At 63.3% G+C, this 16,230-nt stretch carries 17 protein-coding genes; 7 read left to right on the forward strand and 10 right to left on the reverse strand.

Annotation, left to right across the window (positions count from 1 at the left end):
• Position 1 precedes the first annotated feature (1 nt).
• Positions 2-958, reverse strand: coding sequence for a LysR family transcriptional regulator (locus AC07Y0_RS17115; protein WP_498678922.1), 957 nt, complete (start codon positions 956-958; stop codon positions 2-4).
• A 141-nt stretch (positions 959-1,099) separates the two neighbouring features.
• On the opposite strand from AC07Y0_RS17115, the gene AC07Y0_RS17120 reads away from it, so the two are divergent.
• The 3 genes from AC07Y0_RS17120 to AC07Y0_RS17130 all read left to right on the forward strand — a co-directional run bounded on the left by AC07Y0_RS17120 (position 1,100) and on the right by AC07Y0_RS17130 (position 3,664).
• Positions 1,100-1,870 (forward strand): ABC transporter substrate-binding protein, encoded by a 771-nt coding sequence (locus tag AC07Y0_RS17120; protein WP_498678923.1) that lies wholly within the window; start codon positions 1,100-1,102, stop codon positions 1,868-1,870.
• Between the two features lie 145 nt (positions 1,871-2,015).
• A complete protein-coding gene (locus AC07Y0_RS17125; RefSeq protein ID WP_498678924.1) occupies positions 2,016-2,735 on the forward strand; it encodes a pyrimidine 5'-nucleotidase in 720 nt (239 codons plus the stop codon).
• 110 nt (positions 2,736-2,845) lie between these two features.
• Positions 2,846-3,664, forward strand: coding sequence for an EF-hand domain-containing protein (locus tag AC07Y0_RS17130; protein WP_498678925.1), 819 nt, complete (start codon positions 2,846-2,848; stop codon positions 3,662-3,664).
• A gap of 71 nt (positions 3,665-3,735) precedes the next feature.
• Here the strand turns inward: AC07Y0_RS17130 and AC07Y0_RS17135 are convergent, their stop codons facing one another.
• Positions 3,736-4,596: an LOG family protein gene (locus tag AC07Y0_RS17135; protein WP_498678926.1), complete on the reverse strand. Its 861-nt coding sequence runs from the start codon at positions 4,594-4,596 to the stop codon at positions 3,736-3,738.
• Between the two features lie 154 nt (positions 4,597-4,750).
• Between AC07Y0_RS17135 and dapD the strand changes: the two genes are divergently transcribed.
• From dapD to AC07Y0_RS17155, 4 genes are all read left to right on the forward strand, one after another.
• On the forward strand, positions 4,751-5,608 hold the full coding sequence (dapD, locus tag AC07Y0_RS17140; RefSeq protein WP_498678927.1) for a 2,3,4,5-tetrahydropyridine-2,6-dicarboxylate N-succinyltransferase: 858 nt from the start codon (positions 4,751-4,753) through the stop codon (positions 5,606-5,608).
• Between the two features lie 5 nt (positions 5,609-5,613).
• Positions 5,614-5,997, forward strand: coding sequence for a DUF805 domain-containing protein (locus AC07Y0_RS17145; RefSeq protein ID WP_498678928.1), 384 nt, complete (start codon positions 5,614-5,616; stop codon positions 5,995-5,997).
• Between the two features lie 107 nt (positions 5,998-6,104).
• A complete protein-coding gene (dapE, locus tag AC07Y0_RS17150) occupies positions 6,105-7,298 on the forward strand; it encodes a succinyl-diaminopimelate desuccinylase (RefSeq protein ID WP_498678929.1) in 1,194 nt (397 codons plus the stop codon).
• Positions 7,285-7,881 carry a hypothetical protein gene (locus tag AC07Y0_RS17155; protein WP_498678930.1) on the forward strand — a complete coding sequence of 199 codons (597 nt, stop codon included), beginning with the start codon at positions 7,285-7,287 and terminating at the stop codon, positions 7,879-7,881. The genes dapE and AC07Y0_RS17155 overlap by 14 nt, the downstream gene beginning before the upstream one ends.
• A 6-nt stretch (positions 7,882-7,887) precedes the next feature.
• On the opposite strand, the gene arsH is transcribed toward AC07Y0_RS17155, so the two are convergent.
• The 8 genes from arsH to AC07Y0_RS17195 all read right to left on the reverse strand — a co-directional run bounded on the left by arsH (position 7,888) and on the right by AC07Y0_RS17195 (position 16,184).
• Positions 7,888-8,604, reverse strand: coding sequence for an arsenical resistance protein ArsH (arsH, locus tag AC07Y0_RS17160; RefSeq protein ID WP_498678931.1), 717 nt, complete (start codon positions 8,602-8,604; stop codon positions 7,888-7,890).
• 2 nt (positions 8,605-8,606) lie between these two features.
• The gene (gene arsC / locus AC07Y0_RS17165) at positions 8,607-9,020 is read right to left on the reverse strand and encodes an arsenate reductase (glutaredoxin) (protein WP_498680263.1); all 414 of its coding nucleotides are present in this window, start codon (positions 9,018-9,020) and stop codon (positions 8,607-8,609) included.
• 81 nt (positions 9,021-9,101) lie between these two features.
• A complete protein-coding gene (gene truA / locus AC07Y0_RS17170; protein ID WP_498678932.1) occupies positions 9,102-9,863 on the reverse strand; it encodes a tRNA pseudouridine(38-40) synthase TruA in 762 nt (253 codons plus the stop codon).
• Entirely contained in the window at positions 9,863-10,798 is a 936-nt protein-coding gene (gene fmt / locus AC07Y0_RS17175; RefSeq protein WP_498678933.1) for a methionyl-tRNA formyltransferase, read from the reverse strand. Before fmt ends, truA begins: the two co-directional genes overlap by 1 nt.
• A 63-nt stretch (positions 10,799-10,861) precedes the next feature.
• Positions 10,862-11,377 carry a peptide deformylase gene (gene def / locus AC07Y0_RS17180; RefSeq protein WP_454744296.1) on the reverse strand — a complete coding sequence of 172 codons (516 nt, stop codon included), beginning with the start codon at positions 11,375-11,377 and terminating at the stop codon, positions 10,862-10,864.
• 90 nt (positions 11,378-11,467) lie between these two features.
• On the reverse strand, positions 11,468-12,982 hold the full coding sequence (locus AC07Y0_RS17185; RefSeq protein WP_498678934.1) for a methyl-accepting chemotaxis protein: 1,515 nt from the start codon (positions 12,980-12,982) through the stop codon (positions 11,468-11,470).
• Positions 12,983-13,363: 381 nt separating this feature from the next.
• Positions 13,364-14,479 (reverse strand): IS110 family RNA-guided transposase, encoded by a 1,116-nt coding sequence (locus AC07Y0_RS17190; protein WP_498675509.1) that lies wholly within the window; start codon positions 14,477-14,479, stop codon positions 13,364-13,366.
• Between the two features lie 172 nt (positions 14,480-14,651).
• On the reverse strand, positions 14,652-16,184 hold the full coding sequence (locus AC07Y0_RS17195) for a methyl-accepting chemotaxis protein (protein ID WP_498678935.1): 1,533 nt from the start codon (positions 16,182-16,184) through the stop codon (positions 14,652-14,654).
• Positions 16,185-16,230 lie beyond the last annotated feature (46 nt).

Below are 16,230 nucleotides of genomic sequence, written 5' to 3' on the forward strand. Positions count from 1 at the left end.
ATCAAGCAAATTGATGCGGCGCTTCGTCCTCGAAGAGTTCGAGCCCGTCCATCGCTGCGACGAAGGCCTGTTCTGCCGGATTGAGCATGGCATTGGGATTGCTGATCAGGAAGACTTCGCTGACGGGCAGGCTGCCGTAGGGCGGCAATTGCCAGAGCCGACCGGTCTCGACCCAGGGGCGCACGAGATGATTGGGCAACATGCCGATGCCGATATTGGCGGCGACCATGCGAATCACCTCCTCGACATGGCTCGACACGGCCCGCACCTCCTGCCCGAACGAACCGACGGCGCGCACGGCGGTGACCGCGTTCATGTGCTGGCCGCCGAGCACGTCGGCGGTGAAGGCGACATAGGGATCGCCGCGCAGGTCGTTGAGCGATGCGCCCTCCACACCGAACAGACGGTGTCCGGCGCCGCAATAGAGCGCATAGCGCTCCAGCTTGTAGGGGACCTTGGCCAGATGATCGGGAATGATGCCGTCGCAGATGCCGATGCTGGCAATGCCGCGCTCGACCGAACTGATGACATCCGCCGTGGTCTCGATCGTCACGTTCATCGTGACCTTGGGATGGGCGGTGAAGAAGCGGGCGGTGCGTTCGTCCCAGCCGGGGTGATGGACATGGGAGACGGCATGGACCGAGACATGGCCGGTGATGTCGGCACCGGCGCCTTCCAACGTATCCGGCAGGCGAACGACCGCAGCGAAGATGTCGCGCGCCTGGCGATACAATCGCTCGCCGGCCTCCGTCATCTCGAAGCGGCCGGGGCGGCGGTCGATCAGCCGGTGGCCGGTGGTTTCCTCCAGCCGTTTCAGCGCCATGGAAACGGCCGGCTGCTGCAACAGCAGACGCGAGGCAGCGGCCGTGATCGAGCCTTCCTCGACAACGACGGCGAAGGTCCGCAGCAGATTCCAGTCGAGATTGTGGGCGAAGCGTTCGAGCCGTTTATTGGCCATGGGAGGCGTCCCGCGGAAAGGCATTCCCCAATAAATCACGTTGATATCGACTATTGCAACTATCTATTTCGCTGATGCTCAAGCGCTGCATAGACTGGCCGGCAAGGCGCCGCGAAAGGCGTCACAACAAGGGGAACGATCATGAAGAAAACCATTCTGGCCCTGGCCTTCACTGCCCTGACTGCGCTTTCCGCCCAGGCGGCCGACAAGTTGGTCATCGGCACCGAGGGCGCCTATCCGCCCTTCAACTTCGTTGCCGCGGACGGCAAGGTCGGCGGTTTCGACGTCGAGATCGGCATGGCGCTGTGCGCCGAGATGAAGGTCGAATGCGAGGTCGTGACGCAGGACTGGGACGGCATCATCCCGGCGCTGCAGGCGAAGAAGTTCGACTTCATGATCGCCTCGATGTTCATCACACCGGAACGCGCCGAGAAAGTCGCCTTCACCAAGTCCTACTACAAGGCGCCGATGACCCACATCGCCCAGAAGGGCGCCAACATCACCGACTTCTCCAACGAGGGCCTGAAGGGCAAGGTGATCGGCGCGCAGTCCGGCACGACGCAGGCCGAATATGCCACCGCCACCTATCCGGACCTCGACATCAAGCTCTATCCGACCCAGGACGAGGTCAACATGGACATGATCAACGGCCGTCTCGACGTCCAGATCGGCGACATGCTGCCGATGATGGACTGGCTGTCGAAGGGCGATGGCGCAAAGTGCTGCGAGCTGGTCGGTGCACCGATCGCCGATCCGAAGTTCATCGGCCAGGGCGCCGGCATTGCGGTGCGCAAGGAAGACACCGACCTGCTCGCCAAGCTGAATGCGGCGATCGACGCCATCCGCGCCAACGGCAAATATGCCGAGATCAACAAAAAGTACTTCCCGATCGACATATACGAGATGAAGTGATCGGGGCCGCTCGCCCGATCGACACAGGATCCCCTCGTGGCCGTCGCCGCGGGGGACTTTGGTCTCCGGGAAATGCGGGCACGTTCGGGCCGCCGGCCGACGCAGATCGGCTTGCCAAATCCGCCGGTCCTGTCATAACGCGAGCATGACCGACAAAGCCCTTCTTCCGCACAAAGACGACTTCGCCCATGTCCGCGACTGGGTGTTCGACCTCGACAACACGCTCTACCCGCATCACATCAATCTGTTCGCGCAGATCGACCGCAACATGACGGCTTACGTGGCGCAGCTGCTGCAGATGGATCCGGTCGAGGCGAAGGTGCTGCAGAAGAGATACTATCACGATCACGGCACGACGCTGGCCGGCCTGATGCAGCATCACGGCGTCGATCCGAACGACTTCCTCGAAAAGGCCCATGCGATCGACTATTCGGCGCTGCTGCCCGACGAGACGCTCGGCGCGGCGATCAAGGCGCTGCCGGGCCGCAAGTTCATCTTCACCAACGGCACGGTCGCTCATGCGCAGGATGCCGCGCGGGCGCTTGGCATTCTCGACCATTTTGACGACATCTTCGATATCGTCGCGGCCGGCTACCAGCCGAAGCCCGCCGGCAGCACCTATGACAAATTCACCAGCCTCAACCGGATCGACACGCGCCATGCCGCCATGTTCGAGGACCTGCCGCGCAATCTGGCGGTGCCGAAGACGCTGGGCATGAAGACGGTTCTGCTCGTGCCGCACAATCTCGGCGATGTCGTGCTGGAAAGCTGGGAACTGGCGGACAATACCGATCCGGCCAGCATTGACTATGTCACCGACGACCTCGCAGGCTTCCTTGGCCACCTCGTCGACAGCGCTCTCTGACGATTTCAAACATTACCAAAGCTTCACCCAGCTTACCGATGTTTAAGTAGGTTCTTGCGCTCGACCTCCCTATTTTCCTCTCATCACCAGATGATGAAAGGAACTACCCCATGACCGGCAAGACACTGACCCTCGCAGCGATCATCGGCAGCCTCCTGATCGGCACCTCGGCTTCGGCCGTTCTCGCCCGCCAGGACATGGGCCGCGGTCCGGGCGGCGAAGGCATGTTCGTGCGCATGCTGCAGGAATTCGATTCCAACAAGGACGGCAAGATCTCCAAAGACGAGGCCATGGCCGCCAGGGACAAGATGTTCGCCACCATCGATGCCGACAAGGACGGCGTGCTGATCCCCGGCGAGTTCCGCAAGCACCGCGAGGCCATGCGCGCCGCGCGCCAGGCCGAAATGCAGGCCAATGCACCGGCGGCAGACGAACAGGCTCAGGGCAATGGTCCCGCCACAGGCCAGGGTCAGGGGCAAGGTCAGGGCCAGGGCCAGGGCGCCGGACAGGGACAGGGTCCCCAGGACGGCACCGGCCCGATGAACGGTCTGCCGCCGCGCGATGGAATGGGCAACCAGTTCGGTTGGGGTCCTGACGGCGACCGCGGTCCCGGTGGGGACGATTGCGACGGTCCGCGCCAGAGCAAGGGCCATGGCTGGGGCGACGACGACCAGCGCCACGGCAGACATCACGGCATGCGCGACGGCAATCGCGGTCCCGGCATGGAACGTGGCGGGCCGATGGGCGACCGCATGGGCGCCATGGGTCCGCGCGGCATGATGGGCATGGCGGACACCGACGAGAACGGCCAGATCAGCAAGGAAGAGGCCGCAGCAATGGCAGACCAAATGTTCACGCGGATGGACACCGACAAGGATGGCGCCATCACCGCCGACGACTTCCCGAAGCGCGGCTTCTGGATGCAGTAGGCGCCACCTGCCACGAATGAGAAAGAGGCCCGCGAGCAATCTCGCGGGCCTCTTTTCGTCGGGCGGATTCGTCAGTGTTCGTAGTGGTCGGCAATGATCTGCCAGGCCTGGTCGGCGGTCTCGACAAAATTCAACAATTTCAGATCGTCCGGTGCGATGGTGCCGAATTCGGCCAGCGCCTCGAAATTGACGATGCCTCGCCAGAATGCCTCACCGAAGAGAATGAGCGGGATCGGCGCCATGCGCTTCGTCTGGATCAGCGTCAGCGCCTCGAAAAACTCGTCCAGCGTGCCGAAGCCACCGGGAAAGATGACGATCGCCTTGGCGCGCATGAGAAAATGCATCTTGCGGATGGCGAAATAGTGAAAGTTGAAGCTGAGCTCCGGCGTCACATAGGGGTTCGGCGCCTGCTCGTGCGGCAGAACGATGTTGAGGCCGATGGTGGGGGCTCCCATTTCGGCGGCGCCACGATTGCCGGCCTCCATGACGCCCGGCCCGCCACCCGTCGTCACGACATATTCATGGTGGTCAAATTGGGCCGCATATCCGGCGCACAAGCGGGCGAACTTGCGCGCCTCCTCGTAATAGACGGATGCCGCCATGAGACTGGCGCGCTGGGTCTCGTTGCGCGCGGCCCAGGCATCCTTGCCGGGCTCGGGAATGCGCGCGCCGCCGAACATGACGACCGTCGACTTGATGCCGCGCTCGGCGAGAATCATCTCGACTTTCAGCAATTCGAGCTGCAGCCGCACCGGGCGCAGCTCTTCGCGCATCATGAAGTCGTCGTCGACATAGGCGAGCCGGTAGGACGGGGATTCGGACTGCGGCGTGCGCGGCACCTCGGCGGCGCGTCTGCGGTCGGTCTGGCTGTCCTTCAGCGCGGCCCATGATCCGTCCTTGCTCCGTTCCCGGCCGTTGGAGGGTTTTGCCATTTTTCATGCCTTTCTTTGTCGCGATCGGAGACGCCGAATGCGCCGGCGGCTGTTTTCAACCCCGGGCGAATGCGCTAGAGCAAAGGTCAGTTCCCGATTGCGAATGCGGATATCGTCCGGTTCAACGATAAACAACGAAGTTTAAGGAATTCAGATGAACGCCACGGATCTCAGCGCCCTCGAACACGTCATCGAAGCGGCATTCGACAATCGCGATACGGTCAACACCTCGACCCGCGGCGAGATCCGCGACGCCGTCGAAACCTCCCTCAACCTGCTCGACAGCGGCAAGGCGCGCGTCGCGACCCGCGGCGAGGACGGCAACTGGACGGTTCATCAGTGGCTGAAGAAGGCCGTGCTGCTTTCCTTCCGCCTGAACGCCATGGAAGTGGTGAGCGGCGGCCCCGGCGGTTCGACCTGGTGGGACAAGGTGCCTTCCAAGTTCGACGGCTGGAGCACCAGTGAATTCGAGCGCGCCGGCTTCCGCGCCGTGCCGAACGCTGTCGTACGTCGCTCGGCCTATATCGCGCCGAACGCCATCCTGATGCCGTCCTTCGTCAATCTCGGCGCCTATGTCGGCGAAGGCACGATGGTCGACACCTGGGCGACCGTCGGCTCCTGCGCCCAGATCGGCGCGCATGTGCATCTGTCCGGCGGCGTCGGCATCGGCGGCGTTCTGGAGCCGATGCAGGCGGGCCCGACCATCATCGAGGACAATTGCTTCATCGGCGCGCGTTCCGAAGTCGTCGAAGGCTGCATCGTCCGCGAGGGCTCGGTGCTCGGCATGGGTGTGTTCATCGGCAAGTCGACCAAGATCGTCGATCGCGCCTCCGGCGAGATCTCCTATGGCGAAGTACCGCCCTATTCCGTCGTCGTCGCCGGCTCGCTGCCGTCCGACAAGACCATGGCCAACGGACAGCCGGCGCCGAACCTCTACTGCGCGGTCATCGTAAAACGCGTGGACGCCAAGACCCGCTCCAAGACCGGTATCAACGAACTGCTCAGGGACTGAGCCCAATGCAGGCGCCGGCCCGGCGGCCGACCGTCAGCTGGCTGTTCTTCAGCCCGTCCGGGCGCGCCGGACGGCAGGTGTTCATCCTCGGCTGGCTGTTCTGGATGACGCTCAACTGCTACACCGTCGCCTCCCTCGCCCTCCATCAGGAGGACGAGGACCTGTTCCGGCTGTTCAGCCTGCTGTTCTTCGCCGGACTGACGGTCTCCGTCGCCTCGACGATGATGATGAGCATCAAGCGGCTGCATGACATGGGTCTGCCGGGCATCCTCGTCTTCGTCCTGTTCGTGCCCGCCGTGTCCTTCGTCATGCTGTTCGTGCTCTGCCTCTGGCCCTCGATGCCCGGGCCGAACGCCTACGGCCCGACATCGGACTGGCCGAAAAGCTGAGCCGGTCCTTGGCTCGTGACAGGCGCCGGCCGATCGGCTAAACCTCACTCAACCTCCCAGACGGTCGCGGCAGCCATGCTGCCGGACCTCGACAGCGCCCAGAGATCATGAACAGCACCAATCCCGCCGAAGTCCTCCAGGCCCTCATCCGCTGCCCGTCCGTGACGCCCGCCGAAGGCGGCGCGCTCACCACGCTGCAGGCCCTCGTCGAGCCGCTCGGCTTCAAGGTGGAGCGCATGACGGCCAGCGAGCCGGGCACGCCCGACATCGAAAACCTCTATGCCCGGCTCGGCAGCGAAGGCCCGCACCTGATGTTTGCCGGCCATGCCGATGTGGTGCCTGTCGGCAACGAGGCCGACTGGAGCCACCCTCCCTTTGCCGCCGATATCGCCGACGGCATGCTTTATGGCCGCGGCGCCGTCGACATGAAGGGCGGCATCGCCTGCTTCGTTACGGCACTCGCAAGACTGGTCGAGGAGAAGGGGCCGCCGAAAGGTTCCGTCTCGCTGCTGATCACGGGCGACGAGGAAGGCCCGGCCGTCAACGGCACCGTCAAGCTGCTCGAATGGGCGAAGAACAAGGGCGAGCACTGGGACGCCTGCCTGGTCGGCGAGCCGACCAATCCCGACCAGCTCGGCGACATGATCAAGATCGGCCGGCGCGGTTCGATCTCCGCCACCGTCACCGTGCGCGGCGTGCAGGGGCATGCGGCCTATCCGCATCTTGCCGACAATCCGGTGCGTGGCGCGGTCCGACTGGCCGACGCGCTGATGCATCCGCCCTTCGATCACGGCACCGACAATTTCCAGCCGTCCAATCTCGAGGTCACCTCGATCGATGTCGGCAATCCGGCAACCAATGTCATTCCGGCCACGACCAGCTTCAAGTTCAACATCCGCTTCAACGATGTGTGGACGGCGGAGAGCGTCCAGGCCGAAATCCTGCGCCGGCTCGACGAGGCTGCGGCGGACAGCCATCTGCGCCCCGGCCGCGATCCGGTCGCTTACGAGATCGTCTGGTCGGAACGTCCGAGCCACGTCTTCCTGACCCGCAACAACGCGCTGATCGCCTCCCTGTCCGGCGCGATCGAGACGGTGACCGGCTCGACCCCGCAGCTGTCGACGACCGGTGGCACCTCGGACGCGCGCTTCATCAAGGACTACTGCCCGGTGGTGGAATTCGGGCTGGTGGGCCAGACCATGCATATGGTCGACGAACGGGTCGCGGTCGAAGACCTGGAAACGCTGACCCGGATCTACAAGACCTTCATTGAACAGTGGTTTGCGAATGCCAACGCTTAAGGAGGTCGAGTTCTACCTGACCGGCCTGTGGCTGCTGTTCCGGCAGGACCCCAAGGGCTTTGCCCATCTCGACTTTTCCGACCGCGGCGCCTTGCGATCGTTCTGGGCGGCATTCTTCGTCCTGCCGACCACGCTGCTCACCTTCCTGTGGTGGCGCAGCATCTATTTGCAGACCCTGCCCGAGGGGGCGGACGTCGGGGCGTTGTTCTTCTTCCGGCTCGCGCTGGTCGAAGTCGCCAACTGGATCGTGCCCCTGGTGCTGGTCGGCCTGCTCAGCTGGCTCGTCGGCATCGGCGACAAGTTCCTGTCGATCGTGGTCATTTCCAACTGGCTGACGCTGCCGGTGGCTTACGGATACGGCGTGGTGCTGCTGATCATGATGCTGCTGCCGAGCCTCACCGGGCTCGCCGTCATCCTGTCCTACCTGCTGGCGCTGGCCCTGGTCATCACGCTCTTTCGCATCTTCCGCATGGTGCTCGGCGAGCATGTGTTGACCATCGCGACGGTGACGATGGTGCTGCTCGTGCCGACGATGATCCTGTCGGAACTGCTGGAGCGCTATCTCGACATCTATCCGCGCTGAGACGGTTCAGATCGCGCGCTGGTTGACCCGCTTCGACAATTCGGCCGCGGTCTCGACGCGCTCGGAATAGCGCTCGACCAGATAGTCCGAGCGCTCGCGCACCAACAGCGTGAACTTGACCAACTCCTCCATCACATCGACGACGCGCTCGTAATAGGAAGACGGCTTCATCCGCCCGGCCTCGTCGAATTCGCTGAAGGCCTTCGGCACCGACGACTGGTTCGGGATGGTGACCATGCGCATCCAGCGGCCCAACACGCGCATCTGGTTGAGCGAATTGAAGCTCTGCGATCCACCACAGACCTGCATGAGCGCCAGCGTCCGGCCCTGCGTCGGACGGATCGCTCCCATCGACAGCGGGAGCCAGTCGATCTGCGTCTTCATCGCCCCCGACATGGCGCCATGCCGCTCGGGCGAGCACCAGACCTGGCCTTCGGACCAGAGGGACAGGTCGCGCAGCTCCTGCACCTTGGGGTGGGACGCTTCGACCGCGTCGGCGAGCGGCAGGCCGTGCGGATCGAAGATGCGGACTTCGGCGCCATAGCGGCGCAGGATGCGGGCCGCCTCCTCCGTCAGGAGCCGCGAATAGGACCGCTCCCGCAGCGAACCGTAGAGCATCAGGATGCGCGGCGGGTGGGTCATGCGTTCAGGCTGGAACAGGCGCGACTCATCGACGGATCGGAACTGACGGTCGTCGATGTTCGGCGTATCGGTATCGTCCATGCTCATTCCGCCGCACCACCCGCCTTGACGATCTCGCCATCTTCCTTGGTGTAGGTGTCGACCGGATTGTCCAGGAGCGGCAAAACGGTCTCCGAGGGCCGGCAGAGGCGCGTGCCCTTGTCCGTCTCGACGATCGGGCGATTGATGAGGATCGGATGCGTCATCATCGCATCGATCAGCTGATCATCGGAAAGGCCGGCATCATCGAGTCCGAGCTCCTCGTAGGGCGTGCCCTTCTTGCGCAGCAGCTCGCGCGGCGCAATGCCCATCTTGCCGATCAGCTCGACCAGCCGCTCGCGGCTCGGCGGGGTCTTCAGATATTCGATGACCACCGGCTGCTCGCCCGACTGGCGGATCATTTCGAGCGTGTTGCGCGACGTGCCGCAGGCGGGATTGTGGTAGATGGTGACGGCCACGGGTTTCTCCATATTTCGAGATTTCTTGAAATATGGATATGTCATTTCCAGGCGCCTGACAAGCGCCGGCGCGACCGCCGCTCAGGCGGGTTCGTCGCCCGGATAATCCACCTTGAGGAAGAACAGTCCTTCCGGCGGCGCAACGGGGCCGCAGGCGGCGCGGTCGCGCGCTTCGAGTGCGGCCTGAACGTCGTCGGGCGTCATCCTGCCTTCGCCGGCGAGCTTGAGCGTGCCGGCGAAGGAGCGGATCTGGTTGTGCAGGAAGCTTTGCGCCGTGGCACGGATCTCGATCAGATCGCCTTCCCGAGTCACATCCAGCCGATCGAGTGTCCGCATCGGACTGTTGGCCTGGCAATGGGCGGAGCGGAACGTGGTGAAGTCGTGGTGGCCGACGAGCCGCTGGGCGGCCGCATGCATGGCTTGGTGGTCGAGCGGCTTCGACACCCACCAGGCCCGCTCAGCTTCGAGCGCGAGACGGGCGGGGCGGGTGATGATGCGATAGAGATAGTGTCGGCGGATGGCGGAGAAGCGCGCGTCGAAACCGTCGTCGACCGCGCGGACATCCAGCACGGCCACCCGTTCGCCGGCCAGCCCCAGATAGGCATTGAGCGCATTGCGCAGCTTGTAGGGCACCCAGGCGCGCGTCAGGTCGAGATGTACCACCTGCCCCTTGGCATGCACCCCGGAATCCGTGCGGCCGGCGCCGCGGACCGACACGGTTTCGCCGGTTAGGGACAGCACTGCGTTTTCGAGTGCCGTCTGCACCGAATGGCCGTTGTCCTGGCGCTGCCAGCCGACATAGGGGGAACCGTCATACTCGACGGTCATGCGGAAACGCGGCATCAGCGAAGCACCGTTCCGGGTGAAACGGGCGTTCCGCGCAGGAAATCGGCCGCATCGAGCGGCTTGCCGCCGGCCTTCTGCAGGCGGGTTAGCCGCACGGCGCCCTTTCCGCAGGCGATGGTCAGCGCCTGGTCGATGACCGTGCCGGCGACGCCTTCGCCCTCGGCCAGGATCGAGCCGAGAACCTTGACCCGCTCGGGCCTGCCGTTCACCTCCAGCTCGAACCATGCGCCGGGAAAGGGCGACAGGCCGCGAATGTGATCGTGCACCTGCGCGGCGTCGCGGGAAAAATCGATGCGTGTTTCGGCCTTGTCGATCTTTGCCGCATAGAGCACGCCTTCTTCGGCCTGCGGCACGGTCTGCAGCGTGCCGGCTTCGAGCGCAGCCATCGCCTCGACCATGGCTTTGGCACCGATGACGCTCAGGCGGTCATGCAGTTCGCCCGCGGTCATGTCAGGGTCGATCGCAATGGTGCGGGTGAGCGCCACGGGGCCGGTGTCGAGCCCCCTGTCCATCTTCATCACCATCATGCCGGTCTCGGCGTCGCCCGCCATGATGGCGCGCTGGATGGGGGCGGCTCCGCGCCAGCGCGGCAGGAGCGAGGCATGGCCATTATAGGCGCCAAGCCGCGTGCCGGTGAGGATCGCTTCCGGCAGCAGCAGACCATAGGCGACGACCACGGCAACGTCGGCATTGAAGGCACGGAAGCGGTCCCGCTGTTCCGCCTCGCGAAAATTCTGCGGATGCAGGACCGGCAGGCCGAGCCGCTCGGCGCAAAGATGGACGGGGGATTTCTGCAGGTCGAGCCCGCGCCGCCCGCCCGGGCGCGGCGGTTGGGTATAGACCGCGACGATCTGGTGGCCGGCCGCAGCCAATGCCTCAAGCGTCGCGACGGAGAATTCGGGCGTGCCCATGAAGATGATGCGAAGTGCCATGATGGTTTCCACCCCTTCCGCGATCGACGCCCGTCTCCACCGGCGAGGATCGCCGGCCGATGATCAGAGCGCCTTCGACTTTGCCGCCTTGGTGAACTTCTTGATCACCATCTCGCGCTTCAGCCGGGAGATATGGTCGATGAAGAGAACGCCGTTCAGATGGTCGATTTCGTGCTGCAGGCAGGTGGCCAGCAGGCCGTCGGCCTCGGTCATCTGCTCCTTGCCGTCGCGGTCGATCGACTTGACCGTCACCATTGCCGGGCGCTCGACCTCGGCATAGTAGTCGGGGATCGACAGGCAGCCCTCTTCGTAGACGGATCTTTCGTCGGACGACTTGATGATCTCGGGATTGATGAAGACCAGCGGCTGCTTGTCCTCCCCTTCCTTGGAGACGTCGATCACCAGAAGGCGGCGCGGCACGCCGACCTGGATGGCGGCAAGGCCGATGCCCGGCGCCTCGTACATGGTTTCAAGCATGTCGTCGGCGAGCTTCTGGAGCTCGGCATCGACACGTTCAATGGACGTGGAAACCTGGCGCAGCAGGGGATCCGGGAGGATGATGAGGGGCTTGATCGTCATGCGGCTCCCTTAACGCATCTTTTGCGGCGATGGAATCGAAAAACGCGGACATCGCCCGCGTTTCCGACAAGACCTTGGCCGTACCGTGGATCAGGCTGCCTGCCTGCGCGAAACCTGACGGGGATCGGAGACATGTTCTCCATCGGCGCTCGAACGCGCGCTCAATTGCGCGAGCAACTGCACCAGGCCGACGACTTCGCTACGCAAACGCTGGGTCTCGGCAGAGGTCTGGGCCACCATCGTCGAGTTCTGGTGCGTCAGCTTGTCCATGCTCTGGGTCGCCTGGTTGACCTCCTTGAGGCCGGTCGCCTGGTCCTTGGCGGCGGTGGCGATATCCGAGACGATGGAATGGATCGTGTCGATGCGGCTGATCATGTCGGCAAGTGCCGTACCGGTATTGGAGACCAGCCCGACGCCCTCGTTGACCTGATTGCTGCTCTGGGAGATGAGGCGCTTGATTTCCTTGGCGGCATCGGCGCTGCGCTGGGCGAGCTGGCGGACTTCCTGGGCGACAACGGCAAAGCCCTTGCCTGCGTCACCGGCACGCGCCGCCTCGACGCCGGCATTGAGCGCCAGCAGGTTGGTCTGGAAAGCGATCTCGTCGATGACACCGATGATCTTGGAGATTTCGGTCGAGGATTTCTCGATCTCCGCCATGGCGGAAATCGCCTGGGCGACGACGTCGCCGGAGTTTCTTGCCTGCTGCTGGGTATCCTGTACCGCCATCGAAGCGCGTTCTGCATTGGTCGCTGTCTGGCCAACGCTCACGGACAGTTGCTGCAGGGCGGAGGAACTCTCCTGTACGCCGGCCGCCTGCTTGGCCGTGCTGACGGCAATGTCGTCGGAGGCCTTTGCGATGGTTTCGGTGCCGCCGAGAATCTCTTCCGATGCTCGGCGAATGGAGGCGAAGGATTCGCTCAGCCGGACGATCGTCTCGTTGTAGTCCGTCGCCATCTGCTTGAAATTATCCGGCAGGTCGGTGCTCATCCGGTTTTCGAAATCGCCGCGGGCGAGCGCTTCGAGACCACGGCGCAGATGCTCCATGGCGAGCTGCTGGTCCGATTCGAACTGCTTGCGGTCTTCCTCGAGTTGCCTGCGCCGATCCTCGAGCGCATCGAGATAGACCGAGATCGAGTAGTCCATGTCGAGCATCGATGCCTTGATGAGGGCGCCGAGCTTGTCGGCCAGCGCCTCCGCATGATGTTTGCCGAACGGGAAGGGCCAATGCTTGACGAGCACGCCGGCGACGAGTTCGGTCATCAGCATGGAATAGCCGCCGATATACCAGCGCGGCTCCAGACCGATACGCGCATGGGCCTTGCCGATCGCGGTCACGCCCTTGACGTAGTCAGGATCGAAGGTTCCCTTGGAGACCTTGTCCCAATGGCTCATCTGGGCATTCTTCGCCCCTGCCATATGGTCCTTGCCGCTGAAGAAGCGGGCGATCTGCGGCGTGGCACCGACCTTGGCGTAGAACTTGTCGAGTACGCCGCCGAGAAGTTCACCGAGTGTCGGCCGCAGGGAGTTCAGTGTCTTGGACGTCTTTTGGTCAATCTCGAGGAATGCCAGACGTTCCTTCAAACTCTTGTCTGCTTCTACACTCATGTTATCGCCATGCCTTCCGGGGGGAGCTCAGGGTGCACCCCAAATTTTAGGAATATGCGACAACAATTCGTGAAATTCCTAAATGGAGCGTGAACACCGCTCTGATGTCCGTTGTCAATGCGTTGGGCGCGAGGAAGCTACCGTTCCGGAGAAACGGCTGTTCATGATGATGATCGCGTATGGGTGGAGGCGGAACTCAAGGACGTCGGTGATCAAGCTCTGATGCGCGGGTTGGCTACCGCATTCCCGATTGTGCGTCCGGGGCTATTCCGATCTTACTGCGGGCGTCGGTCGAATGCCGGCCACAAAGCGTCTGACGGGTGTTCCCCTGCCGTTGTTCCGCCCCCGCCCATGCGCGAGATGCAAGTTCGATGCGGCGATCTACGATCTGATCGACTGCGCCTCCCTTGCAACGGCCCACATGAAGCCACTCAACTCGCGGGCAATGGCGGTACAAACCACCGTCGTTCGCTTTCCTCGTCCGGTCAGCATTCGATAACGAGCCGTCAACCGGCTCTGAGCCTTCCATGCTATCTCCCGCACTTTCGGCGGCGCTTGCTCCATACGGTACAGCTTCCTCGCGCCAACCTTCGGCGGATGGCGATATGTCCAGGCGCTCTCGACCAGCATGTGCCGAACACGCCCATTGCCTGCCTTGGTGATTGAACCCCGTCTGACTATCTCACCCGTTGATCGCTCACCAGGAACCAAGCCGAGATAGCCCATCAATTGGCGGGGGCTCTCAAATCGGGTGACGTCACCGACCTCTGTTGCGAAGGTGACGGCGACGATCAAATCGACCCCTCGTAACGTCTGTAGAGCTCGAACGACGGGCGCGAGAGACCAAGTGGGGATAAACTCCTCAATCACCTTGTCCAGTCGTTCGACGCGCTCCTTCGAGAGGCGCACCGCCTCGACCATTTCCTGCAAAGCGATCTGATGCGCGGGGTGATCGAACTGTTGCTCCTGCAGCCAGCACAGATATCGCATCGTCCAGCCCTTCTTGCGTGGATAGATGCGACTATGCTTGAGCATAAAGGCACTTACCTGTTGCCGATGAACCCGTAATGTCTCGACCGCAGCAGCTCGAGCACGAACAAGATCGCGCATAGCCTCATGGCCCTCGTCGGGAACCCACACTGCCGTGAGCTCGCCGGCCCTCAATAGCCGGGCGAGCGCGAGCGCGTCTCGACGGTTCGTCTTCACCCTGTCGCCAGGCTTCCTCGGGATCAATGACGGGGCGACAACCATGCATTCATGGCCAAGGGATTTGATCAGCCGATGGAGGCCATAACCGGTCGGGCCGGCTTCATAGCAGAAATGCACGTGATCAAACTTCGCGGCTATTCGCTGAATTATGCGACGCATGCTGACATCGGATGCATCAACCTCGCCGAAATAGCGTACCTCTCCGTCCCGGCCAGATTCGGCAACAGCAATCGCATTCTTCAGCTTGGCGACATCGATTCCGACAAAAGCTTCTCTATAATCTGCCACGGCTCGTCCTCCTGTGATGAGGATCGGCTCGGCCCGTCCGAGCAACCCTCGGAAGACCAGTGTAGGGCGAGCCACCTCAGGCGCGAAGACGGACATACGGTCTTACGAGAAATCACAAACGGCAGGGCCTGCCTGACAGCACGAACATGCAGCCAGGCGCGCGGCCGTGCCGTCAGCCGGCATTGCGGTAGTTCGACGTCCGATCCTGCGCGCCACGCGCGTGAGACATCGCGGTTGCGCCTGCCCCGTCCCGCGTCTTGAACCCGCGCAGCGCGGCGACCAGGCGTTCGACCTCGTCTCTCAGCGTCAAGGTCTGGGCGGACGTCTCCTCGACCATGGCGGCGTTCTGCTGGGTGATCGTGTCCATGTTGGCGATCGCCGTGTTGACTTCCCGCAGTCCGCCGGACTGGTCCGATGCGGCGCTGGCGATACCGGCGACGATGCCGTTGATCTCGCCGATACGAACGATGATCTTGTCGAGCGCCTCGCCGGCATTGTTGACAAGTCCCACACCGGTCTCGACCTGTCCGGAACTCTGGGAAATCAGGCCCTTGATTTCGCGTGCCGCACTGGCACAGCGTTGCGCCAGTTCCCGCACTTCCTGGGCCACGACCGCGAAGCCACGACCGGCCTCGCCCGCACGGGCCGCCTCGACCCCGGCGTTCAGCGCCAGCAGGTTGGTCTGGAAGGCAATTTCGTCGATGACGCCAATGATCTTGGAGATTTCGTCGGAGGACTTCTCGATGGCGCCCATGGCACTGACCGCCCGCGTCACCACTTCGCCCGAAGCCCGCGCCTCGTCGAGAGCGATGCCTACGACGTTCGCCGCCTTCTGCGCGCCATCCGCCGCCAAGGTGACGTTCTGGGTCAGTTCGTGCAACGCGGCTGTGCTTTCCTCCAGGCCCGCGGCCTGTTGTTCCGTGCGCTGGGCGAGATGGTTGGACGCCTCCGAAATGGCGGTTGTTGAGCGCAGAATCTCCTCTGCGGCGCTGCGCACCGTGCCGATCGTGTCGTGGAGCTTCTCGACCGAAGTATTGTAGTCATGCGCCATGCCGACAAAGTTTTCCGGCTGGGCAGGCGAGAGCTTCGCTTCGAGATCGCCGGCGGACAGCCTGTTCAAGACTTCGCTCAAGGCGGCGAGTGCCACCGCCTGTTCGTGCTCGGCCTTGGCGCGCGCATCTTCGGCCGCCTTTCGCTCGGCGGCGAGAATATCGAGATAGACGGTGATGGCGTAGTCCATGTCGAGCAGCGCGGCCTTGACCAGCACGCCCACCTCCTCGCCCAGAACCTTGCCTTCCTTGCGCGCAAACCGGGACGGCCAACGCTCCCGCACCACGGCGTGGATGAGTTGCTCGACCAGCAGGGCATAGCCGCCGATGTACCAGCGGGGCTCCAGGCCGATGCGGGCATGCGCCTTCCCGACGGCCGTCACGCCATCGACGTAGCGGTCGTCGAACTGCGCCGCTGTGACGATGCTCCAGTGACTTTCCTGGCGCTTTTTGGCCCCCTGAAGGTGATCCTCGTTGCGAAAGAAGGCCGCTGTTTCCGGGGTGCTCCGAACTTTCTTGTAGAAGACGTCGAGCGCTGCGCCGATATTCTTGCCGATGCTGGGCGCGAGCGTGCGCAGCGTCTGCCTTGCCTTTTCGTCAAGCCCGAGGAACTCGAGGCGGGCACCAAGACCGCTTTTCTCATTGTGTGTCGTCATAGCCGCCCCCGCGCGCCGGATCGCCGAATATTTCAGCGATGTATCA

The sequence above is a fragment of the Allorhizobium sp. GW101-3B10 genome (assembly GCF_059424725.1).